Raw genomic sequence first — 25,664 nt, 5'->3', positions numbered from 1 at the left:
GCCAACGGCAAGTGGATTCACTCCCTCTCATCACCTGCGAGTCCGTTAACGCTCTGCCTGTCGTCAAAGAAAACAATAAAGCGGAGTTTTTCATGGTAGCTTACCAACGACCTGTGCGATCACTTCTGCCACTTCTGCTGCTGTTTGTCGCGCTATCAGTTAGTGCCGCCACGCAGCGCCCCAACGTCATCGTCATTGTGGCAGACGACCTCGGGTGGAATGATGTCGGGTTTCACGGCGGTGATATCGATACGCCCTCGCTGGACCGCCTTGCAGAGGAGGGGATGGAACTGAATCGCTTCTATACGACACCTATCTGCTCACCCACTCGCGCCGCTCTGATGACCGGTCGTGACCCTATACGTCTGGGCGTGGCCTACGGCGTCATCTTTCCCTGGGACACCAATGGAATTCACCCCGATGAACACTTTTTACCAGAGTCGTTTCTGGCGGCAGGCTACCAGACAGCAATGGTTGGCAAGTGGCATCTGGGGCACGCGCAGATGACGTACCACCCCAACAACAGGGGATTTGAGCATTTTTATGGTCACCTGCATACGGAGGTAGGTTTCTACCCGCCATTTGCGAATCAGGGCGGCAAGGATTTTCAGCGCAACGGTGTTTCTATTGACGACGAAGGTTATGAATCGTTTTTACTGGCCGCGGAGGTTTCACGTTATATTCGCGAGCGGGAGAAAGACAAGCCGTTCTTTATCTATATGCCATTCATTGCACCTCACACACCACTGGATGCACCAAAGGAACTTCAGGACAAGTACCGAGACATCAATACCGACCTGACACCCGCTCGCGCCAAACAGACAGATGACACCCGGCGTCTATCCAAACTCCTGCTACAGGACAGTGCCAGGCCAATGTACGCAGCAGTGGTAGACGGAATGGATCAGGCTATTGGCCAAGTCCTCGACACACTGGACGAGGAGGCGCTGACCGACGACACCATTGTCCTGTTTTTTAGCGACAACGGCGGCGCTGCTTACTCGGTCGGTGGTGCAGATAACGCACCGCTTCGCGGCGGCAAGGGCGAGACCTTTGAAGGCGGTATTCGCGTGGTATCGGTTATGCGCTGGCCCGGGCGCATCCCCGCCGGGCAGAAAATGACAGAAATTATGACCGCGATGGATGTCTTTCCAACACTGGCCGAAGCTACGGATATCCCGGCGCAGAATGTGCGCAAATTCGACGGCGCCAGCCTGTGGCCAGCGATTGCCGAAGGCGCAGCAGCACCACGTGACGAGCTGGTCTTTTTCGCATCGGAAACACCCATCTATGGGCACTTCAACCTCACAGCATTTAACGATGAGTGGAAGCTGGTGCAGGAAATAGAACAGGACCAGCTGGAAACGACGATTACCAACTACCTGTTCAGGATTCAGGATGATCCCAACGAGTACAACAATCTCGCCCAGACGTACCCGAATGTCGTACAAAAACTATCGCGCATGATCCACGAGTGGCGCGCGCTCTACCCGATAAACGGCACTCGCAGTCAGCTGGTGCCACCCCCGGGCTGGCGTGCCCCCAAAGACTGGGCGAGCTATCCGATTCCGCTGGCAGAGCTGCAGGACGAGCCAGCGCCGGGCATGCCCCCGGATAAACAGATTGAGAGGATTCTGGATTTTCAGCATGGCGACCGCGGGCGTCTTACCTATGACTGCGTACCTAAGTGGTGGCTCGCTGGACTGTGCTTGCAGGAAATCAGTACAACACACTAAGGGTCGGCACGATGCCAGTGTCGGCCAGTTGCGGCTAGCGCATCATGTAGATATAACTGCCAACAAGCAGGTTCAGCACAACATAGCTTACCGGGAACCACACGCGGCAGAGCTTATCGACGCGATCGCCCTGCATCTGACGACTGCTGTTATCCAGCGCTGCAACCCTGAGGTTGATTATGATACTGGCACACATCATCAGGAAGCTGATAATCATGAACGACATCAGCACGGTGATATAGGAGATTTTGGGCAGGCTCTCGCTGGACATGATTTGATACGCGACCACCGTCAGGATACCGATAAAGGAGATATCCATGCGGTCACCCAGGGACGACCTCTCCATCCAGAACACCGACCACGACATCATTACGAACACCATCACGGGCATCGCGACGAGTCGCAGCGTATACCAGTAGTCGCGCTCGATATCGATCTGAACCTTGAAGGCCTCCAGATGAATATCACTACCGTCCAGGTATATCGGCGTATACTCTATAATGGAGGTTGATAGTTCTGGCTGCCGCCACTGCGGTACACGAACTTCGTGGTGATCGTCCATCCAGATACCGCTGGTCGTCGTATCGGCCTTCATGCGAAGCTGGCTGTTGTTCAGCCCCAACACTTCGAAAATGGCCACCAGCTCCTGTCTGTCAAAGGGGTAGCGCGCCAGCTTCAGATAGGACTTGGCGATAGCGTCGATCTCTTCGGTATAGAACACCTCACCCTCAGGGGTTATCCGCAGCATTACTCCCTCGCGGTCAAAACGCCCCGCTTCATTGGCCAGAATGATCTGTGGCCACCAGCCGTTGAAAACCTCGTTAAACTGGAAATCACCTTGATAATAGCGCTCATCGTAGCCCGTTTCCGCCGGATCAAACGCCAACCTCGGGTCTTTCCAGTGCATGCTGAGCACCCCTTCAAAGTCGAACGTTTCGTCCTCCTCATAGATGGCGTTTATGTTGCTCAGCAGAAACCCGATTTCCACCACAACAGGCGCATCGCCAAGTGGCGGACCGGCGACGTTGGTCTTCGCCTGCGTCGCCATCGCAAGTAAACAGAAGAGTGCCAGCACTAAAAACCGGGGGTAGAGCGACATAAAGGGAGATGTCCTTGTAGATTTATCGAGCTGCGTTACAGCGTATCATTCTTTGCGTGCAGCAGCAGAATATTTGCGGGTTCGCGCGACGCAAGCAAAACCTGTTGTGATGGTATTCTGCGCCGCTGTACTTACTGGAAACAGGTCTGATATCGCCGTCTGGACAGTGAATCATGCTTTGGGATTATCGATGAAAAACTGCAGAATCGCCTCGCCCACAGAAAACCATACGGCAGGATCCTCCGGAAATATCAAGCTGTCCGGATTATCCGGATACACATGCCCATTGCTGTGCCGCAGATGTTCAAACGGGATGCCATCCGCTCCCGTATAGCGACTCCAGAAATAACTGCCCTCCATACTGCCACCCAAAACATCGAAGCCGATCTCATCGACAGCGACATCCAGCTTTCCAAACTCGTCCACCGAGAAATCACCCGATTCAGTGTGCGTATAGCTTGCGCTGTCAACACGGCTCATCCCATAGTCGTAAAGCACACGCAACAGCGAATCGACAACAGAAAAGGGGTGGTCGGTATGGTAATAGCCTACCTGTATATCCGTAGTACCACTGATATAGAGTATGGGCACTTTTCTCGATGGCCCGCTACCGTTGAGAAAGCAGTACAGCTCTGGAGAAGATATCGGAACGGCGCTGGCAATGATGTCAGAGTGATCACAGATAAACTTCCAGGTCATCTGCCCGCCTTGAGAGAAGCCGGTGAAGTGAACCCGGTTCCGGTCTACGTCAAACGCATCGATAGCCTGCTGCATGAAATCAAACACAATGTCGTAGTGAATAGCGGGGTCCCAGCTACTGGGTGTGCTGAGTTCACCGGGCTGGACGACGATGTAGCCACCGCGCTGCGCAGCGAGCCGGGCCAGGTTGGATCGGCTCTCCTGCATATCCGGATTACTCAGCCAACCGTGTACGTCTACGATCAGGCCACAGGGCCGCTCAATGCACGCCTGCGTTAACATCACCTTGAAGGAAACGCCGTCACATCGAAAGTCGTGCCTGTTGTGTGCCGAGACGTCACCGATACATCGCGTGGTGTGCACATCGCGGGATACGGGTGATGAGGTATCCGAGCACCCTATCCCAACAACACCGCATAACAACATCAGACACAAACTACGGGCGCGGTGCATGACCCGTTGCGCGGCACGGTTACAATGACGGGACCACTTGCCAGTGGCCACGAAAGATGCGCGATTGAGTTCGGGGTTGCTCATGTCGGGGCACCGCGCTAAAGATGTTGTCCACTGTGGTAAAACCACTGGCCTTCAATCTTCTCAAACTCGCTGATCTCGTGAAGGCGGTGGCCCCTGCCATCAATTTTATAGCGGGCCACAAACTCCACTGCGCCACTGACCTCATCCGCACCGCCGGCTTCGGTATGGCGTATGCTCAGGCCCAGCCACCGCGCGTTACTGTCCAGCCGCACTTGTTTGGGCCGCGTCTGTGGATGCCAGGTGCGCAGCAGGTAGGGTTCATTACACAGTACGAAACCACTGTAGCGCGAGCGCATCAATTGCTCCGCGCTCTGCGGTCTATCGCCGCCTTCCAAAAAACGGCCACAGCAGCGGGCATATTCGATTTCACTGCCGCAGGGACAGGGTGTTTCGCCTGTTACAATATGCCTGTTGACCACTGTATGAAGCCCGCTCAGGCTGCGCGCTCGCCATCGCGGGGCGTCGCAGAACCAGCCCGCAATTTCGCCACACAGCGCATGACTTCCACCTGATAGGATTTTCCCCTCTCATTCACCAGATCCATTACATTGAGCGAGGTGGGCACATAGCCAAAACCGACCTGTTGTTCGGGATGCCACTGGAACAGCGACCCCCCCAAACCCATCCAGCCGTAGAAACCTTCGCGGCCATCGTTAAGTGCTTTCTCGGACTTTCCACGCTTGCTCCCGGTGGTGGAAAACAGTGCCACACCACCCTGCGTAAAGCTGGTACTGACAAACCCCATATCACTCTCCAGAGGATGAGCATGCATGGCCTTCCAGGCATCATCGCTCAGGTACTCCTTTCCCTGCCACTTGCCACCCGCTGCCATCACAGCAGCTATTTTGGCCAGACCTCTGGCATTGGAGTTGGTGTTTGCTGAAGGTGTTTCCCCCATAGCGACGGCAGGATCACTGAAAAACGCGATTTTTTTCATGCCCTTGTAGGGCGGCGGGGCCTTGCGCACGGTGGCATTTCTCACTCCGGGAATCAGTCGAATGATTTTGGCGATAAGCTGAAAAATATTGAGCTCCATTTTACGTTTCAGGAATTTTGGCTTGAGGCTTTCCCTCACCTGGAACCAGAACCCGAGCGGTGCCACCTTTTTAACGCGGGGAAGCTCCTCGCGTTTAACGCCAATAATGGCATCGGCCTCCAGCGGCCCACTGATATCTTCACGTAGATACTCGCCGATGGTGCGACCGGCAGGATCGACCCGACGGAACAGCTCATTCACTATCCAGCCCCGTGTGACGGCGTGGTATTCCCGTCGATTAGCGGCGCCCTTGCGGAATGTCTGTATATGCGACTCGATGAGTTCGCCCACCCGGTTCTGCTTGATGTTTTCGGTAAGCAGGTCAGCGGGGTCCAACGACCGATTGAACGCCGGCAGCCCCGCTTCGTGGCGCATGAGTTCGGCAACAGTGAGTTCGCCCTTGCCATTGCCACTGAACTCGGGCCAGTAGTCCGAGATTCTGGCGCTGTAGTCTATCAACCCCCGGCCAACCAATGACGCAATCGCGATGGCCTCCAGACTCTTACCGCTGCTGAAAACATTGATCAGCGAGTCACCTGAAAAATCAGGTTCATCTGTAACCGTGCCCCACAGGTCGACAACTTTTTCGCCGGCATAGTACACACAAAGCTGCGTGCACTTTTCGGCCAGTGTACGCATTTTGTGTTCGTAAAGTTCCCTGACGGATTCAAACCCCGGGGCAACTGTCCCCTCGATTCGACAGTGCTGCTGTTCACTGCGGCTCATGCGCTTGCTCCTGTAAAATGGCCGATCAGTATACCTGAGGAGCGCATCCTACAAAGCGTCCTGTCAGCACCCCGGTGGGTATATCGACGTCAGCCGATAAATAGTACCGGTGCGCAGTTCCGCTACGTACATCTCGCCATCGATATCCTCACCGAAGGTTGAAATGGCCGCTAACTCCCCCAGAGGCAAAGCAACACCCAGTACGGGGTCATCGGGCGGGCCGCTCAGTGACTGAATGCTGCTCTGGCAGAAATCCGTAAAGAAATACTGCCCCTGCAAATGCGGGGATCGCGCGCCGCGATACACTCGCCCGCCGGTGACTGAACAGCCGGACGTCGCATGCGAATAAGCGTACACCGGCGGCAGGTAAACCTTGTCACAACCGCTGGGTTTGTAAGATTCCGCTCCCTCATAGCAGCGCCAGCCGAGATTGATTCCTCCGCTATCACCCGGCGGCAGGTAGTTTATCTCCTCAAAATCGCGCTGCCCAACGTCCGCTATCCACATACCGCCGGTGAGGCTGTCAAACGCAAACCGCCATGGATTGCGCACACCGAGCACAAATATTTCGTCGCAGCCAATGCCGCCTGCACCGTCATTAAACGCATTCCCTACGGGAATGCTGTAATTCGTGTGCTGCGAAATATCGCAGTCCGGCCCAGTACCCGCAGCAGGCGGGGTGTCGACATCTATTCGCAGCATTTTGCCCAGCAGTGTTGTGGAGGTTTGACCGTTGTTGTGCGGGTCGCCACCGCTGCCGCCATCGCCCACGGCAATATGGAGATAACCCGATGGACCAAAGTGCAGGTCACCACCGTTGTGGTTGGCGTAAGGCTGCTCAAATTCCATCAGGACCAGTTCGCTGTTCGGGTCGGCGACATCAGGGTCACTGCTGCTGACGGTAAAACGGGACACTCTGGACCGGTCGAGTCCCTCCCCGGGATCGCGCGTGTAGTAGACATAGAAGTAACCGTTGTTGGCATAATCGGGGTGAAACGCCAGGCCCAGCAGGCCCATCTCGCTGCCCACATCATCAACCTGCGCTGAGATGTCGAGAAAAGGAGTTGGGACAAGGGTGCCGTCACTTTCGAGAACCCGGATGGTGCCGGCACGCTCTGCCACGAACAGCCGCGCATCGCCGGCATTTTCAATCGCTATCGGATTGGTAAGCCCGCTGGCGAATTCTGTCGCGGTCAAATTGCTCGGGGGTGGGTTCGCCGGAGGCGGAGGCTCCTCGAAGCCATTCTCAACGGTGATATCCCAGAAGGTCGTTGCTATCGCATCCCCGAGTAAATCCAGATTACCGTCAGTAGCGTTGCCCGCCACATGCAGAGTGACTTCGGTGTCGTAATTTGGCGCGGTGTAGAGGAAGCGGAATATCACTGCACCCGCACTGAAGCCCTTGGGCCCGGTATGGGTCAGGTCGCCATTCATCAATTGCAGATCACCGGACAAGGGTGTCAGTTCGCCGACGCCATCCTCTACAGAGATATCGACGCCACCGGTCTGCGCCGCCCCCCCAAGCATCACCACATAGTAAAACAGGGTCTGGCCGGCGTTGATCGTATCAGGACCTGCAATACCGATGTCGGGAGGGGTAGCGCCATCGGGGGCGTGACAGACGCTGCAGGTGGCACCGCCATTGGTCGATGGATCACCGGAGAAGCCGCTGCGCCCTCCTGCACTGGCCTGCGCGTGACTGGCACCGACTAGAAACGACAGGGACAGCACAATATGCGCTGAAAAACGGGTGACCTGAAGAACGCGCGCTTCAATCCAACGCTGACTCGGCATAGCTCACCTCACTGCTGACAGGCTGTTTATAATTGTAAAAGCTCAACCCAGTGTAGCAGCGCGGGTCGGGCTCTGCGACTCAACCCGGTGGATAACAGGTAAACGTCAATTCCTGACCGGCCGTTCTGGCGGATTCGCGCAGTTCTGTACCCGTGTAGGCAATACCCTCGGCATCCTCATAGCTGTTGGCACCGGTCAGGCGCAGGACCCGGCGTTCACCGTCCACAATACCGGCACCCAACAGTTGGCACTGCGGACGCGGTGAATTCGCCAGTGCGCTTTCCTCCAGCAACGTCAACCGCTCAAACGTCCATGGGCTGTCGCCACGCAGCGTTACCTGCTGGCCGACGATAGGCAGTAGGTTACTGTCCATGACCATTGTAAAGCGAATGACATTGGCGCGATTCTCCTCGACCGGCAGGGGGAAATTAAAGACAGGGTCCTTGAAGAAGGTATCCAGCGTATCGATAGCGCCATCGTGCAGGAACCCGAACCCGCGCACCTGATCCCCCATAAAGCGTTCGTCTGCTTCCGCATCAAGGCACTGCAGCAACTCCTCACACGGACCACAGGGGCCCGGCGTCACGCTGAGTGGCACGGGCTGGAGTTCGCACTCCAGGGAGGCGATACAGACTATCTCACAGGGTTCATCAATCGGCGGGTCTATTGGGTTCGACGGATTTGTGGGTGTATCCCGGTTGGGACTCGACCCGCCAAACATGCCCACTTTGGCGTAGGCGTTGCGCAGATGCGGCACCTTGAAGTCCTCGGCGATGCGCCCGCCCTCAAATGACATTTTCCCGCCACTGCCGAATTTTTTCGCCGCAGGGTCCAGTTCGTGGCAGTGATTACAACTGCCGATACCGGTTATATTATTCACATCGAAGTAGATGTCTCGCCCTGCCTGTTGCTCAGGTGTCAGGCTATTGTCGAGACTTCGGATCGGATTGGGCGGCGGTGTCAGCGCCAGCGCAAAATCGGTGAACTCCTGCATCTGCTCTTCAGACAGCTCCTCCTCCCTGCCCACCAGGCCGACAAACGCCGGGTTAAACTCCTTGAATGCAGCGGCAGCGACACTCTCTGTCGATCCGTTGACACTGGCGGGGTTCTCTCCAGTGCGGTCACCGCGCCAGTGTTGCGGACCGCTATCGGCGATACCGCGCAGTGTTTGCGTGGTCATCGGCCCCTTCATCGGATGAAACTGCGAGGTCATTATCGGGCTGTTGTCGACAAACGGATTGGTATTGCGCTGCATACTGGCATCGGGGTTACCGAGATCCCAGGCCAGCGCATCGTTGTCGGCAAACCAGTGACAACTGGAACAAGCGTTGACGCCATTGGCAGAGGTGAGCGAAGCATCGTAGAGAAACTTCCGCCCGTTGACGATCTCCTCCGGCTCCGGATTGTACAGTGCCAACGTGCTGACAATGCGCCGCTCTAGCGTGTCTATCACCACGAGTGAATTATCAAAACGGGTATAAACCACAAGCCACTTGCCATCAGGCGAGAGGGCCAGCCCACTGGGACCACCGCCGGGCAGCAGCAGGTGATCTGCCGCATCCGGTGTGAAACTGGCCTGATTCAGCTCGGCCGTATCGATAAACGCTATTTTGTTAGAGCCAAATGCGGCAGCATACAGGATACTACCGTCAGCGCTCAGTGCCATAGCCGTGATCTGGCTCAGGCTTTTTTGCGCCTCGGCTGCGGGTACTGCGGCGCCCTCGGGGCGACTGAAGTCGACATGCGGGTTCATATCGACATGACTTACGCCGCTGTTGGTCACCACACTGATACGTGTATCGGCGATATGGCCGCGAACAGTGGTGGCATTCGTGCCCGGGCCCTCAAAGCGCACTTCATTGCGCGATTCAAGGTTGCTGACATACAGTTCGGCACGAGCGGGATTCACCGCCATATTGAACAGCCCGGTGCCCACACCCGCTACCCGGCGTCGCAGTTCCGGCACTGCAGTACTGGCGTCAATTTCGAACAGGTCGTAGTCAGGTAGGTCGAAGTTAACCTGCGCACTCCAGTCCACACCCTCTTCATCCAGCCACCGGCCGTCAGTCTGCCTGACAATCAGCCCGGTATTGGGTGCCCGGATACCGTCCATATTGGTATGCGGTTCGGGCTTGTTACCGGTGACGACAGACGCATCCAGTGTGGTAGTCCGGTTGCCGGACATAAACGACGCCGCGTAAACCCGCGAACCATCTGGCAGCGCGGTGAGCGCCCGCAGCGAGTCCGTAAACAGGTTCAATATCTCCAGTGGGCCGCCGTTCACATCGGAATTGTCGATGTTGTTGCTATCGTAAATCCACACATCTGCCCTGCCCAGCCCGGGCTGGGTCAGGTCTTCAGGATCAAACTCCGGGTGGTTCTGACCTCGATAAGCGGCAGTAATAAACGCCAGGTTGTGCTCTTCACCGGCAAACACAATGTCCCTGGGTTCATCGCCAACCAGCAGCGTCTGGCGCACATGTGGCCGGGCGCCGATATCGACAATACTCACGGAATCCGACAGGTGGTTGACCACCCACACCTCACTGTCATCCCTGGCAGCGACCGCAACCGGCTCCAGCCCCACGCTGACGCTGTTGGTGAGTTGCAGTTGATCGCCCTCTAGGCCGACGATGTCCAGTTGGCCGGCCGGTGTATTGGCGACGAAAATCTGTGTGCCATCGCTGGAGAATGCCAGCGGCCTTACCTGGCCGCTTTCAAACAGCACATAATTATCCGGTTCTATCGTTGCGGTGGGCGCATTCGGCGGGGTGGGAGTGGGCGTTGCAATGGCATCATCATTTACACCAGAGTCGCCATTGCCGCCGCCGCTACAGGCTGAGAGTGTACCCAGCAAGGTAGCAGCTATAAGTAAACTAAATTTCATAATACAATCGCCATCACTGTCGGTTTTTATCCGGAATTGGGTCAAATAGTTCAGATTATGCACTTTTAAGGCAGTAGAGGTCAGCGCTTCCTCGCAGGAGTGTTAACTCACTTCCAATTCGCGATAATACGCTACCGCCTCTCGCATACCCTCCGCGACTGTTTTCACCGGCCTGTAACCGAAATCCCGAGCAGCGGCTGCGCTGGATACCACAGTAGAGACAGAAAGCTTGCTCAACTCGTGTGGCGTGAACATTGGTGGGCATATACCGGCCTTGAAATGCAGCCATTGCCAGGCGCGCATCAGCAACATCAGCGGCGCTACCGGGATACTGTATCGGGGCATATCGTAGCCCAGACCCTCGATGATTGGCCGGGCAAACTGAAAAAGCCGTGCCGGCACTCCGTCGGAGATAAAATAGGCCTTGCCACAAACCGGGCTACCGGGGACCAGCGCTCCCGCCGCCAACACATGTGCGCTGACCAGATTGTCGATATGCACATGGTCGTGAATACCGCCCATACCGCCGACACGCATACGCAGCAAACCCGCCCTCAGCTTTTCTACCAGAATATCCAGCATCATACTCCCACCGACACCCCAGATGCCGTCCGGGCGCAACGCGCAGGTTAACAACCCGCCCGGTGTGTTGGCGGAGAGTACCGCCTGCTCAGCGGTAATTTTGGTTTCCTGGTAGACACAGCCCAATTGCGTACCGTATGCCGTGTGTTCATCCATATGCAAATCATCTTCGCCATTGAAGCAAGTATCGATAGAACTGGTGTGAACCAGTCGCCGAACGCCCTGCGCCTGAGCGGCCCGGATCATGTTTTCCGTTCCAGTGACATTGACGCCGTGAGCCCGCTCGCGATACGCCGAAGTGACAGCACTCCCGCCGAGCGTGGCAATCATCGCCGCAGTATGAAACACCGTGTCGATGCCCTCACAGGCCTGGTGCACCTGCCCCGCGTTCTGGATATCGCCGCTGATACATTCCAGCCTGGGATGCTGCATGTCCAAGGGCGTTTGACGCACCAGTGCACGCACTCGCAGTCCGCGTTGCAATAACGCTTTTACCAGGTGGCTTCCGACAAATCCTGCTGCACCCGTAACCAGGCAGTGACCCAGATAGGCCGTCGGCGCGCCATGTGATGGTGCATGCATAAAATAGTGCCCCAGTAAAAAAAGAGTCCCGCTCCCCACCCGGACAAATGACAGCCGGAGTCGTTATTATCCTTCCAGTGATCTGCTGCGGGAGTCAGCTGCTGTGTATGCTAATCGAAGATGCTCCCGGGTGACACCAGTCTTGTCCCGGCAGTCTGCATCCACGGAAAACGACGCTCATACGCCAGCACATGCCGGCATTGACGAATACGCTGTAGGAGTCAGATAGAACCACCGGCTTTTTGTTCTATACTGCCGATAAAATACATGCAGCGCGTCATCATTGAGGCGCATTTTACCCAGAGATCCCTGACGATGCGTAACCACTTTGACCGCCGCCGATTCCTGCAGTTCGCCGCGCTGTCCGCCGCCGGCGCCTGCCTGCCCTCGTGCAGCAATGAGGAGCCCGGAGAGCGCTATACCACAGCAGATATTGAACGCCTGGCGCAACAGCGGGTTCAGGAGGGCGCGCAATCCGGACAGGGTCCCTTCGGCCCGCTGCGCTTTAAGGGCTATCGCGGCCTCGCCGAGTTGCCCTGGTTCGAACTCGATTCTGGCGGGGAACTGCGCATCGTAGATCTCGATCTACCCAGGGCCATCGACATGCACTGCCATCTGGGGATGTCGTTGTTGCTGGCCCCCGAAGTGGATTTGCACAAGCGCACAGACCGCGTTATCCACCTGCTCGACTGCGATGCTACTGATCCTGGCTGCGAGCTGGATCTGGATGTCTACATCAACCGGAACTTCACCGAGGAGGCACTGGACGAATTGTGGTGGGGCTCTGCGGCGCAGGGCCTGTGGGGCAGCAAAAGGGCAGTGACGCAGACCATTCCCAACCTGTTACACGAGATGGATACCTGCAATGTAGAGCGCGCCAGTATCCTGCCGATTGCGTTTGACCTGCCCTTTGGCGATGATCTTACAGAGCGCTGGATTGACGCCATCGACATCGCCGGCGCCGGCAATCGCCTGATACTGGGGTGTTCCGTACACCCACAGGACCCGGCGCGATTCACTCGGTTGCGCGACTACGCGGCGTCCGGCGCACGCATCGTCAAATTTCACCCCACGATGCAACGCGCCTATCCGGATTCGGCCGTAATGATGGAGTTGTACGCCGAATGTGAACGGCTGGGGCTTATTGTTTTCTTCCACTGCGGGCGCGCCGGCATAGAGCCTGAATCAACCCACCGCTACGCCTTGCCCCGCCACTATGAGGCGGCGTTGAATACCTATCCGGGTGTGCAATTCGTGCTGGGGCACTCCGGCGCACGCGACGTCGCCGAGGCACTGCCACTGGCGCTGCGCTACGACAATGTGTGGCTGGATACGCACGGCCAGGGCGTCACCACGCTGGACACCATGCTGCAGCGCACTGGAGGCGAACGCATGTTGTTCGGCACCGACTGGCCGTTCTATCACCTCGCGGCCAGCCTCGCGAAACTGCTGATTATCACGGAGGATCAACCCGGCAAACGCGCGGCACTGCTGCGCGGCAATGCGCTGAAGCTGCTGAACCTCGCCCGAGGCAACGCATAGCGCCACCAGTCGCGCACTAAAATCGGTTACAATGGCATTTGCCCGGTGGCGGGTCTGCGTATTCACCGCCTTTTCCAGCCCAATCCCCACCGGTAGCCCGATATATCGGCCTGTGTCTCCAGCAGAGGGAAGACAATGGAGTTTGACCCCTTCGTTCTCGCGCGCATCCAGTTTGCGGCCAACATCAGCTTCCACATTCTGTTCCCCAGCATAACCATCGGCCTCGCCTGGATACTGTTGTACTTTCGCACGCGTTTCACCCTGTCGAACAATCAGGCCTGGGAATACGCCTACTATTTCTGGGTGAAGATATTCGCACTGACGTTTGCGCTGGGCGTGGTGTCGGGCATCACCATGAGCTTTCAGTTCGGCACCAACTGGCCCGGCTTTATGGAGAAAGCCGGCAATATCGCCGGCCCGCTGCTGGGCTACGAGGTACTCACGGCCTTTTTCCTTGAGGCATCCTTCCTCGGCATCATGCTGTTCGGCAAAAGCCGCGTCTCCAACCGGGTGCACTTGATTGCCACTGCGATCGTTGCGATAGGCACGTCCATCTCGGGTTTCTGGATACTGGCGCTGAACTCCTGGATGCAGACGCCCGCCGGCGCGGTGATAGAAGACGGCGTCTTCTATGCGCAGGACTGGCTGCAGATTATTTTCAATCCGTCGTTCCCCTACCGTTTCCTGCATATGATGACGGCCTGCTTTCTCACCAGCGCCTTCCTGATAGCCGGCGTGAGCGCCTGGCGCTCCAGGCTGGGTGTCGACGGCCCGGCCACACTGATGGTGATGAAGACAGGGGTGTTCATGGCCGCAATCCTGATACCCATACAGATAGCGATAGGCGATCTGCACGGGCTCAATACACTGCAGCACCAACCCGCCAAAATCGCCGCGATGGAGGCGATCTGGGAGACCGAACGCGGCGCCTCCTTCACGCTTATCGGGCTGCCGGATGAAGAGGCGCGCACGACCCATTACGCTATCAAGATTCCCTATGCCGCCAGCCTCATCCTCACGCACAGCGCCGATGGCGAGGTGCAGGGACTCAATGACTTCGAGGGTGAGCACCCGCCGGTAGCCATGATGTTCTGGTCGTTCCGGGTAATGCTGGGCATGGGCATGCTGATGCTGCTGGTGTCCTGGTGGGCTGCGTTGCAGTTCCTGCGCGGAAAAACGATTGGCAGGCCACTGCTACTGGTGCTGTCTGCGATGACATTTTCCGGCTGGGTGGCCACGCTGGCGGGCTGGTATGTCACCGAAATTGGCCGGCAACCATGGATCGTGTACGGCCTGCTGCGCACAGCCGATGTGGTGGCCGATCACGCCAGCGCCACGCTCACTGGCACGCTGTTCGGGTACATCGGCCTGTATATATTCCTGCTTGTCTCCTATATCCAGGCGCTGCGTTATCTGGCATCAAAACCCGCGCAGTCGCTCTCTCTACTACCCACTTCACAGCCAATAGTGTTACAGGGGAACCGGACAGATGGATGAATTCCTACCCATTTTCTTCGTCGCGGCCATGGGCCTCGCGCTGCTGTTGTACGTCATACTCGATGGTTTCGATCTGGGTGTGGGGCTGCTACTGCCGCAGGCCACCGACACTGAAAAGGACATCATGATCGCGTCAATAGGCCCGTTCTGGGACGCCAATGAAACCTGGATCGTACTGGGCATTGGCATACTGCTTATCGCTTTCCCGCAGGCTCAGGGCATTGTGCTGTCCGCGCTGTACATTCCGGTGACACTGATGCTATTTGGCCTGATCCTCAGGGGCGTCGCCTTCGATTTTCGGGTGAAAGCGGGTGATGCGCACAAACACCGCTGGGATCGCGCGTTTTTTTTCGGCTCGCTGATAGCCTCCGTATCGCAGGGCTGGATGCTGGGCGCCTACATCACCGGGCTGGAATCAAATCTCACCAGTGTATTGTTCGCTGCACTGATCGCACTCACGCTGCCCGCGCTGTATGTCATGCTGGGCGCCGGGTGGTTGCTGATTAAAACCGAGGGGGCGCTGTTTGATAAAGCCGTGCACTGGGCGCGCCTGGCATTGCCCGCGATGGGCATAGCCCTGCTGCTGGTCAGCATTGCCACCCCCATTGTCAGCAGTGATATCGCCCTGCGCTGGTTTGCACTGCCCAATGCGATTGGACTTTTACCGATACCGGTGAGCTGTCTCGTCGCCTATTTTGCGCTCTACCGACTACTGCAACGCCCGCAATTTTTACGCAACAGTAATAGCTGGATAGTCTACGCGCTGCTCGTCCTCATCTGCCTGATGGCTGCGCTGGGGCTGGCTTACAGCATCTATCCCTACATCATTCTCGGGAAAATGGATTTATTTGCGGCCGCAGCGGCGACCAATTCCCTGCAGTTTATTTTCTACGGTGTGGCTGTGACCCTGCCGGTGATACTGCTGTACTCCACCTATGTATTCTGGGTATTTCGCGGCAAGGCGACCGATTTGAGCTATGAATAGTTCGCGATGAACGTATCAGAAATCGAACACCTGTTGTTCCCGAATCATCTGCGTTGTTTCTTCCAGCGCCCGCAGCGATTGCGCCTCGGCCAGCCCCGATAGCGTCAGCCCGAGGAGGCGGACACTGTCTGCAACCGGAAGCAACTGCGCGAGCATCTGCCGCCCCAGCTCACCGAAGCGGGCCTTGTCCGTGACATAGTCCTCACAGGATTGGCTGCGTGTAATCTGTCGAAAATCCGCGTACTTCACTTTCAATGTGACGGTGCGTCCCACTACGCCATTTTTCTCGATGCGCGCCCAAGTACTATCGATGATTCGATCCAGCGCAGCATAGAGCTCGGCGTCGACTGACAGATCCTCGCTATAGGTTTGCTCGCGACCCACCGATTTGCGAATACGATCCGGCTTCACCTGCCGGTGGTCCACACCGCGCGCAGCGTGATAGAGGTAATTGGCTGATTTACCGAAATGCTCGACCAGGAAGTCCATCGACTTCTCGCGCAGGTCGGCGCCCAGCTCTATTCCCAGCCCGCCCATTCGCTGCGCTGTCTTTGGCCCGACGCCGTAGAAGCGGCGCACAGGGAGCGAGGCAACGAAGTCGGCACCCTCGTCAGGGCGGATCACAAAAATACCGTCCGGCTTGTTCTGGTCTGAGGCGATCTTCGCCAGGAATTTGTTGTAACTCACCCCGGCACTGGCCGTGAGGTTCGTCTCCCGACGAATAGCCGAGCGGATCAACTGAGCGGTGCCCACGGCGCTTCCGACCTGTTGTTTATCCTCCGTCACATCCAGATAAGCTTCATCGAGCGACAGTGGTTCAACCAGCTCACTGTAGCGGGCGAATATCTGCCGGATCTGTTGCGACACGGCGCGATACACCTCAAAGCGCGGCGGCACAAACACCAGTGCGGGACAGCGTCGCACAGCCGTTACCGAGGGCATTGCCGAGCGCACCCCGTAGGCCCGAGCCTCATAGCTTGCCGCAGCCACGACACCACGCTTTGCGGAACCACCAACCGCAACCGGTTGACCGCGCAGCACGGGATTGTCGCGCTGCTCCACACTGGCAAAGAAGGCATCCATATCGACGTGGATGATTTTGCGCACGGGGTTGTCGCCGGTTTCAGACATTACATGGATAACCATGCCACATGGATTCGGGGTCAAAGTCGAGGTGCGTTGAGCGAGCCGGCATCAGTACGTCTTTCAGCATGGCAGAGGCGCAGTCTCACTGCTCCAGCAGCGTAACACTCACCCGTTGCTCACTCGGGAACAACGCTGGGCCAAACTGATTGTAGATGGCAACATCAGCCGCATCCCGACCGTAACCGATTGCGACGTAACCACCGGGGACACCACATTGCGTGGCATCAAAGGTATACCAGCGGCCACCGACAAAGGCTTCAAACCAGGCATGCAGGTCCATCGGTTGCAGCCCGTGGAGGTAGCCGACCACCATACGCGCCGGAATGCTGAGGCTGCGACACAGCGCTATGCCGAGATGCGAAAGGTCCCGACAGACGCCCCACCCGCGTTCATTGACCTCAATCGCTGAGACATGTGTTTCACTGCTGAACGGCGCAAATTGAATGGAATCCCGCAACCATGTCTCGATCGCTGCCACCTGATTGTAACCGGGTAGCAGACCGGCTGTGATCTCATTTGCCATCTGTCCAAACCGGTCGGACTCGCAGAATCGGCTCGGCAGCAAGTAGCAGAATATCGCATCGGGCAGATTTTGCACCTCAACGAAGGGGGCATCAGGGGCCTGATCGAGCGTGTCCGATATCATCACTTCAGCAGAGGTATGCACCTGAAAAGTGCCTGGAAACGCGACCAGACGCTGGCACAGATTACCGTAACTGTCGGTAAATTCGATCACCGGGACGTTCGGCGTCAGCCGGTACTGCTCGCTGGCGATCCACTGTTGGGCACCACTGCGCGGCCTGAGCATCATAACAAACGGCGTAGCCACTTCGATGTCGAATGCCAGATCACAACTTGTATTCAGCCACATCAACAACCTCCTGGTCAGTGCCGTTTGAAGACAGTATGCACCAATACATGCCAGGAAATGCTATCGCATAGGTGTTTTACTTGCGGGCATGCCCTAGGGCTTTTGTTTGGCCTTGGCAAAAGCAGCTGCAAAAGCGCCCTCGGGTGCTTTTTCCTGTTGCCTCGCGGCGGATCCGCCACCACCCCCACCCCGGCGATTGTCCGACTTGCCGCGACGCTGTCGGTCGTTGGTCCAGGGCTTGTCTTCCCCAGCGCTGTCAGTAAGTCGCATGCTCAAGGCAATACGCTGGCGCGGCACATCGACCTCCATCACCTTGACCTTGACGATGTCGCCGGCCTTCGCCGCCTCGCGTGGATCCTTGATAAACTTTTCCGACATTGCGGAAATGTGTACCAAACCGTCCTGGTGCACCCCCACATCCACAAAGGCGCCAAAGCTGGTGACATTGGTGACAGTTCCCTCCAAAATCATATCCAACTGCAAGTCGGTTATTTTTTCAATGCCTTCCTGTAGCCTGGCGGTTTTGAACTCCGGTCGCGGATCGCGTCCCGGCTTGTCCAGCTCCTTCAGGATGTCTGTCACCGTTGGCAGCCCCACAGTTTCGGTCACATAGTCCTGGGGCTTAACCGCACGCAGGAAAGTGCTGTCACCGATGAGACTGTGCACCTCTCGCCGGCTCGATGCGGCGATAGCCTCCACCACACAATAGGATTCCGGGTGTACGGCAGAGCGATCCAGTGGATTATCGCCGTCCATTACGCGTAAAAAACCCGCCGCCTGTTGATACGTTTTTTCGCCCATCCCGCTAACCTGCAGCAGGGTTTTACGGTCGACAAACCGGCCCTGTTGGTCGCGCAGCGCAACGATATTGTCGGCGATACGCTGGCTCAACCCCGACACCCGGGTGAGCAGTGGGGCCGAAGCGGTGTTCAGATCAACGCCGACGGCGTTTACACAATCCTCCACAACTGCATTGAGCTGACGCCCCAATTGGACTTGGCTCACATCGTGCTGGTACTGCCCGACACCGATAGATTTAGGGTCAATTTTTACCAGCTCGGCCAGCGGGTCCTGCAGGCGCCGGGCAATGGAAACCGCGCCGCGGATGGTGACATCGAGGTCGGGGAACTCGCGCGCGGCGAACTCCGATGCAGAATAGATGGAGGCCCCCGCCTCATTCACCACCACCCTGCGGACATCGAGTTGGGGATGTGCAGCCAGCAACTCCCCCACAAAACGATCGGTCTCTCGACTGCCTGTACCGTTGCCGATACTGATCAATCTGATGTCGTACTTTTCTATCATCGACAACAACAGGGCGGCCGCCTCACGGGTCTTGTTCTGCGGCGGTGTGGGGAAAATTGTTCCGTGGTCCACCACCTTGCCGGTTGCATCCACAACCGCCACCTTCACACCGGTGCGCAGACCGGGGTCCAGGCCAATGGTGGCTTTAGGGCCGGCCGGGGCTGCCAATAACAGATCCTTCAGATTGCTGCCAAACACGGTGATAGCTTCCAGTTCAGCGCGTTCACGCAGCTGGGTCAGCAGATCGGACTGTAAATGGGTGAGCAGTTTGACGCGCCAGGTCCAACGCACCACTTCTGCCAGCCATTTGTCTGCGCCTCGCCCCCTGTCCTCAATTTTCCAGTGAGAGGCAATCATCGCCTCGCAGGGGTGTGCATCCAGTGGTGACTCATCAGCTGACATACGCAAATCGAGCGTCAGCACACCCTCGCTGCGACCGCGGAACATCGCCAGCGCGCGGTGCGACGGCGTGGTTTTATACGCTTCGTTGTGCTCGAAGTAGTCACTAAACTTCGCGCCAGCCTCTTCCTTCCCGGCGACCAGCCGCGCTGCCAACAGACTCTGTTCCTGCAAGAACGTGCGCAGCGTCGCCAGCAGATCAGCGTCTTCGGCAAAGCGCTCCATCAGTATCTGCCGGGCCCCGTCCAGCGCCGCCTTCATGTCGGAGATTCCCGCCTCTTCGTTAAGGTAATCGGCGGCAACCACCTGTGGGTCGAGTTCGGGGTTATCAAACAATGCCTGAGCGAGCGGCTCCAGACCCGCCTCGCGCGCGATCATGGCCTTGGTTCGTCGTTTTGGCTTGAATGGCAGGTACAGGTCTTCAAGGCGACTCTTGGTATCCGCTGAGCGTATCGCCGCCTCCAGCTCTGGCGTCAGCTTTTCCTGTTCAGAGATGCTGGCAAGAATGGTGGCGCGACGGTCTTCCATCTCGCGCAGATAGCGCAGGCGCTCCTCCAGTTGCCGCATCTGTGAGTCGTCGAGGCCACCTGTAACCTCTTTGCGATAGCGTGAGATGAAAGGCACTGTAGCGCCCTCATCGAGCAGCGCGACCGCAGCGACAACCTGTTTTTCGTGAACGGACAGTTCTTCCGCCAACAGCCGGGAAATGGATTGGGTCATGACGGGTGAGTTTCCTACTGACTATAAACCGGGAAATCCGGGGGGTTTTATTGTATCAGGGGGTGACGCGAAGGCACCCCTGGTGTTTTTACTGAGCACTCTCAGAATGTGTGATTTGCATCGGGAACCTGGTCGAGCGGCGGCACCCCGTGGGCATCTTGCATACCCGATCCAGCGGAAGCAGCGGCTTATGCTGCAGCAGCTTCTGCTTCTTCCTCGACCTCGGCAGGCTCAAGCTCTGCGAGTTTGGCTTCCAGCTCTTTCACCTTGGCCTGCAACTCGGCGTTTTCAGCTTTGGTTTTGTTCAGCGTCTTTTGCATCAACGCATTGGCTGAAGTTTTCTCGGCGAGTTTCTTTTTGTTCGCATCGAGGTTTTTCTTCAGCGTAGCAGCGTCGTACTGCTTAAGCGCCTTAACCTCTGCGCGCGCTTCGGCAAGGTTTTTCTGCAGTTCCTTGATACGCTTCTTTTGGGTATCAACCTCGGCAGCCATATTGTCGCAGCGATTGTGCAGCTCGCGATTGAGCTGCTCTACGCGCTTGTTGGCAGAGGCTTCGGCCGACTGCGCAGTCAATTGCGCCAGTTGTTTTTCAATCACGGCCTGCTGTTCTTCGTGCTTTTTAAGGTGTTGTTCAATTTCGGCAGCTTTTTCATCCAGTTGATCCTGGTACTGCGCGCGAAGGTTCTCTTCCAATTCAATAATTTTTTCCAGTTTTTGTGCTGTAAGCATTCAGTCTTTACCTGCGAAATTTCAATTCAAAGAGTGGAATCGATACGGTTGTAGGATGTATTTTCACCGCCTGCGGTCCGCAGCTGGTGAAAAAGTGCGCGCACTATACCCTAAAACGCACTGTTTTTGGAGGCTTCATTAATAATTCACAATCTCCAATAGCGGATAACGCGCATAGCGGGAGAGCGAGGACACTATTGCCCCCAAATGGGTCGGAAACGCGATATTTTGGCGCCCCACCTGCCCGCTAGCGCCCGCTTTGTCCTCGGGCTATGATGATTCGCCATACCAGCCCGAAAACCCGCTAGAGGGGGCAGAATCTTCGCCGGCCGAAGCCAGCCTGAGCGATCACTATGGACTGAAGAGACCGATGGCCAACAAGAGATACTCCCGAAACAGCCGCGCGGTGCGAGAACTGGAAGCCGCCATGGATAGGGCAGCCAGTTTTTCCCAGTGGCAGGCGCTCGCTGAGGCCCACGACCACCACACCGGCCGCGACAGCTGGCGCGAGAAAGCAGACTCTCCCCTGTACGACAACGTCAGCATCAATACTCGCCTGCAGCGGTTGCGCCGACTGCGCAAGCGCAACGACCATCTCGGCCTGCTATTCGCGCTCAGCGAGGGCATACACGGCAATATGGCCGGCATGGGCAATCCGAAGCTGTACAACAAGGCCCGCTCCGGAACAAAAATTCTCATCACACAGTACATCGACGAAATCTGCGATGTGCTGACGTTCCTGTCACCGCGCCGCTTCAAAGGGATACCCTGGTCCGAGCGCGCCGAGTTCTTCCAGACCGCCAGCCACTGCTATGGCCGCACAGCCCTGATGCTCAGCGGTGGCGGCACACTGGGATATTTCCACTTCGGCGTTCTGAAGGCGTTGATTGAGCAGCAATTGTGCCCGGTAGTGATCTCCGGCGCGAGTGCCGGCGCTTTTGTCGCCGCTATTGTTGGCGCCCGCAGCGACAAGGAGTATCTGGCCCTGTTTGAGGACAATTACCTGGCGCGGGCACTCACCGAGAACAGCGACAATATCAAACTCGGCTTTGGCATGAGCAAACAGATCGACATGCGCTCGATCAAACGCGAAATGGCCAAGTTGATACCCAACCTCACGTTCAGGGAGGCCTACGAGAAAACCGGGCGCAGTATTAATATATCGATTTCCCCGGCGGAGCCGCGGCAAAACTCCCGCCTGCTCAATCACATTGCCTCGCCCAATGTCACACTGCGCTCAGCGGTACTGGCCTCCACCGCCTTGCCCGGCGTTTTCCAACCGGTACAACTGGAGGCGCGCAATGCCGAGGGAGAGATCAAGCCCTACCTACCGTCGCGCCGCTGGATTGATGGCTCTTTCTCACAGGATCTGCCCGCCAAACGCCTCGCTCGATTGTACGGGGTCAATCACTTCATTGTTTCTCAGGTGATGCCGGGGTTGGGCCGCGAGCCCAACGCCACGCCAGGATTGCGCGCTATAGTCTCAGATGCCTCCGTAGCAGCCTCCAAGCAAATGCTAAGAGGGTATCTGGATTTTTTCCAACGCTATGGCAGGGTTGGCCCGAAAATTGGCACAGCCCTGAACGCTGTCAACGCATTGATGGAGCAGCAGTACACCGGCGATATCAATATCTTTCCAGGCTACGGCCTTTCCGGCCTCAGCAAGTTGCTCAAAATGTTGTCTGAAGACGAAATGGCAGAATTGATCAGGGCGGGGGAGCGCGCGACGTGGCCAAAAATCCCCATAATCGATACAACCACGCGAATTGGCCGCACGCTGGATACCATCCTGCACGCGTTTGAAGTCGATCAGGCGCACTGGCTGCGCACGGCACCACAAACCGATGCGGCTCTGGAAGCCGAGATAGATCGCGCCAGAGTGAGTAAAAGCCCGGCAAAAACCAAGCGCAACAAAAGAGTATCGGGGATTATCAACAGGAAGGCGAAAGCGGTCGCCTGAACGGCGACCGCAATTAGCTAACCCTTTGCGCCTGTCGGCCGACAGACGCTGATAGCAATCCGGACTGGATCAACCACCTGAGGACGGCAGGAACTCCAGCACCTGCTGGAACGTCGGCCGGTTAGTCGTACGGAAAGTATTCTGGATCAAACCGGGGGCGAAGCGCGTCAGTGAGCCCTCGCGCAACCAGGTGGTCGGATCATCACTGCCGTACTCATCCGCTAGTTCCAGCGCAACAGCATCGACCACGGCCCACAGCGATTCCCGGCAGAGATCCAGATCGCCACCACCGCAATAACTGAGGTTGAACGCGCCCTCTACGGGCTTGCCCAGCAGGGTACGCAGATCCTTGTCGACAAGGCTGGCGCCATTGCTGCCACCGAGGTTAACCCGACTGTTCAGCGCACCGAGGGAGGCACCGAAAACCGGCTCCATCACCGTTTCCGCCAATGGCCTGAACAGTGCATCCATGATAGCGGGGCCAGCCTCATCAAAGTTACCGTCGTTGTCTGCATCCAGACGCGGGGCATCCTCGGCAACCCAGGCATCGAGAATATCGACGACCTGCCCCGCCAGCGGCGTGCTGGGATCAGAGCCACGCAGCACTTCGCTTAACACGGGCCAAACGGGCGAGAGCGTGTCTTCAGTGGCTGAGCGATTCATAATGCCAACGACACCTGCAAGCTCGACTTTATCCGGGAACTGATCAAACAGTTCTACCCGATGCACGGAACCGTAGGGCTCGTCATCGCCATGCATGAAGCCCGGTGCCGACTGGTTGTTCCAGTTCAGCAGTCGTCCCGAGGGGCCCTCGGCGGCATGGGGGTGTTCAGCCTGCGTCAGGAAACCATCCCACTCGTACTCACCCGTACCCCAGGTGGGCAGGCGGCGGTCGAGGCCCTGCGCGCGGACCGGCAGCAAACCGGAGGCAAAGTAGGCGATATTGTCACGCGACATATAGCCCCAGTTAAACGTAAAGCCGAAGTTGTTCGCAGATTCCCAGAACTTCTCCGGCGTAGTCGCCTCACCCTCCGTCATCAGTTTAAGCGCTGCGAGGTTCAACCCGTCGCGGCCGAAAGTCGAACGCTTACGTGTCAGCGCCACCGGCACGCCATTGGAGGTTGCAGTGCCAATCATCGGCCCGTGAACAGACACCGGATAAATCAGCGGCGTGCCGTTGAGCGTTCCCGCATTGAATATCTCAAAGGGAATACACTCGCCGTTATACATGTAGTGATCGGAATCGCGCGTGGGTTCGGAATCATCTGTGGTGCACAGTTCCTCGACGAAGACATCGCGCACATCCTGGCTGGCCGAGGTGAGGCTCCAGGCATAGTCCTGGGTTCTCCCCAGCAGGAGATACATCGACAGCCCCGGAACTGCGGCGCCCTGCGCCTCGACACCCGGGCCGCTGAGGTGAATCTGCATCACGATCTCTGGGTAGTAATAGCCCAACTGCGGGCCCATCACCGCCAGATTGGTGTCATTGGCGGACTGCTGCGAATCCACAATCAGGAAGTTCGATGCGCGGCGTTTAAACGGCGCTTCTGCCGCCGGAATCAACACAGAGTCACCCGCCCCAAACGCCTGTGCCGCCGTGGTCGCAAAATACTCCACAAGCTGCAACGGGTTTGGATCTTCCGCCAGCGGCACGCTGGTATCAAAGGCCAGAGGTACCATCGGAGCACGGGGGTCCAGTGAAATGATCGAACCCGAATCGATCACGGCTGAACCGGTGACCGGTCCGCCTGTCATCGGGCCGTATTCGAAGCGGGTACTGATCGTGGTCGGCGCTTCAGGATCGTTAAACAGCATGGCATCCTCCCACGCCATCTGCCCCGGCCCATCACCCAGTCCGGCCTTCAACGTTGCCAAAAACTCCGCGTTCTGCGCTTCCGCGCCACCACCGGCTCCAAAGATTGAGCCGATAAACGCGGCGGTGGCGATCACATCGTTCACAGTGAACGGTTCAGGGTTATCGCCCTGTACAACTAGATAGGCGTTATAACCGGCCACGTAGGCCTCAGCATCGGCGACAATCTGTTCACCCAGCTCGCCGTATTCTTCAACCAGCAGGGCCACCTGATCAGTCACCAACTGCTCGGTTGCCGCGCTGGGGATAAACTCCTGCGCGCTGGTGACAAGCCCAAAGGCATTGATACCGGGAACATCGGCCACAGCGACACGCGCCGGCCCCCGCCCCAGTGACACTAACAGACCTCTATCTCTGGCGGTTACCCAACCCGCGCCAAAAGACAGGTCATCACGGGTATCTCCAGTGATATGCGCGACACCGAATTCGTCGTAGAGAATGGTTGTTCCGGGTCGCCCGGTCGCTTCCACGGTCGTCTCCCCTACCGGCTGGAAATCCTCGGGTAGGAAAAGCGCTTCGATATCGGCATCGGTGACGTTGCCCCGCAGGGGCGTCAATCCGTCATACAACGGCAGTTGATCGAATGAGTTCACGGAGGTGTTTGGGAATCCGCCGAAGTTGCCAGGCGGCAGGACATAGAACGCGCGATCCTCAGCTGCCGGTGGATCTACCGGCGGATCTACCGGCGGGTTCACCGGTGGTTGCTGCGTGCCATCAGCGTTATTGGAGTTGTTCGAACCATTGGAACAACCCGTCATGGAAAGGGCGACAACAAGCCCCGGCACCAGTAACTTCCTGGCGTCCAGTATGCGGTGCAGTGCGGTAAATGCGGACATGACAAACTCCTCTGCGAGAGTGATGGGAAAATTATTATGTTACTTTCGGGCGCCACTCTAGCGCGAAACCGCATCGAATAGTACGCCCGCTGACACCCTGCCGATCAATATCGCGCTCTTTGAT

At 57.3% G+C, this 25,664-nt stretch carries 17 protein-coding genes; 5 read left to right on the top strand and 12 right to left on the bottom strand.

Annotated elements, in window-relative coordinates; all coding sequences use genetic code 11:
• Positions 1–92 precede the first annotated feature (92 nt).
• The gene (locus AC0L6S_RS18600) at positions 93–1,736 is read left to right on the top strand and encodes a sulfatase-like hydrolase/transferase (protein ID WP_473425611.1); all 1,644 of its coding nucleotides are present in this window, start codon (positions 93–95) and stop codon (positions 1,734–1,736) included.
• A gap of 34 nt (positions 1,737–1,770) precedes the next feature.
• Here AC0L6S_RS18600 and AC0L6S_RS18595 read toward each other — a convergent pair whose 3' ends face one another.
• The 7 genes from AC0L6S_RS18595 to AC0L6S_RS18565 all read right to left on the bottom strand — a co-directional run bounded on the left by AC0L6S_RS18595 (position 1,771) and on the right by AC0L6S_RS18565 (position 11,678).
• Complete coding sequence (locus AC0L6S_RS18595; RefSeq protein WP_473425610.1) at positions 1,771–2,835, bottom strand: hypothetical protein; 1,065 nt, start codon at positions 2,833–2,835, stop codon at positions 1,771–1,773.
• Between the two features lie 171 nt (positions 2,836–3,006).
• Positions 3,007–4,071 (bottom strand): CE1 family esterase, encoded by a 1,065-nt coding sequence (locus AC0L6S_RS18590; RefSeq protein ID WP_473425609.1) that lies wholly within the window; start codon positions 4,069–4,071, stop codon positions 3,007–3,009.
• Between the two features lie 14 nt (positions 4,072–4,085).
• Positions 4,086–4,490: a YchJ family protein gene (locus tag AC0L6S_RS18585; RefSeq protein WP_473425608.1), complete on the bottom strand. Its 405-nt coding sequence runs from the start codon at positions 4,488–4,490 to the stop codon at positions 4,086–4,088.
• Between the two features lie 14 nt (positions 4,491–4,504).
• On the bottom strand, positions 4,505–5,833 hold the full coding sequence (locus AC0L6S_RS18580; RefSeq protein ID WP_473425607.1) for a serine hydrolase domain-containing protein: 1,329 nt from the start codon (positions 5,831–5,833) through the stop codon (positions 4,505–4,507).
• A gap of 63 nt (positions 5,834–5,896) precedes the next feature.
• Positions 5,897–7,627: a PQQ-dependent sugar dehydrogenase gene (locus tag AC0L6S_RS18575; protein WP_473425606.1), complete on the bottom strand. Its 1,731-nt coding sequence runs from the start codon at positions 7,625–7,627 to the stop codon at positions 5,897–5,899.
• 79 nt (positions 7,628–7,706) lie between these two features.
• On the bottom strand, positions 7,707–10,514 hold the full coding sequence (locus tag AC0L6S_RS18570; RefSeq protein WP_473425605.1) for a hypothetical protein: 2,808 nt from the start codon (positions 10,512–10,514) through the stop codon (positions 7,707–7,709).
• Between the two features lie 102 nt (positions 10,515–10,616).
• A complete protein-coding gene (locus tag AC0L6S_RS18565; RefSeq protein WP_473425604.1) occupies positions 10,617–11,678 on the bottom strand; it encodes an NAD-dependent epimerase/dehydratase family protein in 1,062 nt (353 codons plus the stop codon).
• 267 nt (positions 11,679–11,945) lie between these two features.
• On the opposite strand from AC0L6S_RS18565, the gene AC0L6S_RS18560 reads away from it, so the two are divergent.
• The 3 genes from AC0L6S_RS18560 (at position 11,946) to AC0L6S_RS18550 (ending at position 15,702) form a co-directional block, all read left to right on the top strand.
• Positions 11,946–13,220: an amidohydrolase family protein gene (locus tag AC0L6S_RS18560; protein WP_473425603.1), complete on the top strand. Its 1,275-nt coding sequence runs from the start codon at positions 11,946–11,948 to the stop codon at positions 13,218–13,220.
• A gap of 135 nt (positions 13,221–13,355) precedes the next feature.
• Positions 13,356–14,717, top strand: a complete 1,362-nt coding sequence (locus AC0L6S_RS18555; protein WP_473425602.1) for a cytochrome ubiquinol oxidase subunit I — start codon at positions 13,356–13,358, stop codon at positions 14,715–14,717.
• Entirely contained in the window at positions 14,710–15,702 is a 993-nt protein-coding gene (locus AC0L6S_RS18550) for a cytochrome d ubiquinol oxidase subunit II (protein ID WP_473425601.1), read from the top strand. Before AC0L6S_RS18555 ends, AC0L6S_RS18550 begins: the two co-directional genes overlap by 8 nt.
• 15 nt (positions 15,703–15,717) lie before the next feature.
• Here AC0L6S_RS18550 and dinB read toward each other — a convergent pair whose 3' ends face one another.
• From dinB to AC0L6S_RS18530, 4 genes are all read right to left on the bottom strand, one after another.
• Complete coding sequence (dinB, locus tag AC0L6S_RS18545; RefSeq protein ID WP_473425600.1) at positions 15,718–16,833, bottom strand: DNA polymerase IV; 1,116 nt, start codon at positions 16,831–16,833, stop codon at positions 15,718–15,720.
• Positions 16,834–16,930: 97 nt separating this feature from the next.
• Positions 16,931–17,719: a transglutaminase-like domain-containing protein gene (locus tag AC0L6S_RS18540; RefSeq protein ID WP_473425599.1), complete on the bottom strand. Its 789-nt coding sequence runs from the start codon at positions 17,717–17,719 to the stop codon at positions 16,931–16,933.
• 93 nt (positions 17,720–17,812) lie between these two features.
• Entirely contained in the window at positions 17,813–20,143 is a 2,331-nt protein-coding gene (locus AC0L6S_RS18535; protein WP_473425598.1) for a Tex family protein, read from the bottom strand.
• A 188-nt stretch (positions 20,144–20,331) separates the two neighbouring features.
• Entirely contained in the window at positions 20,332–20,871 is a 540-nt protein-coding gene (locus AC0L6S_RS18530; protein ID WP_473425597.1) for a hypothetical protein, read from the bottom strand.
• Between the two features lie 370 nt (positions 20,872–21,241).
• Between AC0L6S_RS18530 and AC0L6S_RS18525 the strand changes: the two genes are divergently transcribed.
• Complete coding sequence (locus AC0L6S_RS18525; RefSeq protein WP_473425596.1) at positions 21,242–22,831, top strand: DUF3336 domain-containing protein; 1,590 nt, start codon at positions 21,242–21,244, stop codon at positions 22,829–22,831.
• 69 nt (positions 22,832–22,900) lie between these two features.
• Here the strand turns inward: AC0L6S_RS18525 and AC0L6S_RS18520 are convergent, their stop codons facing one another.
• A complete protein-coding gene (locus tag AC0L6S_RS18520; RefSeq protein ID WP_473425595.1) occupies positions 22,901–25,540 on the bottom strand; it encodes a penicillin acylase family protein in 2,640 nt (879 codons plus the stop codon).
• Positions 25,541–25,664 lie beyond the last annotated feature (124 nt).

The sequence above is a fragment of the Halioglobus sp. D3-4 genome (genome assembly GCF_055809315.1).
Note: the sequence above shows the minus strand (reverse complement) of the source record. Positions and strands in the feature narration are given on the sequence as shown.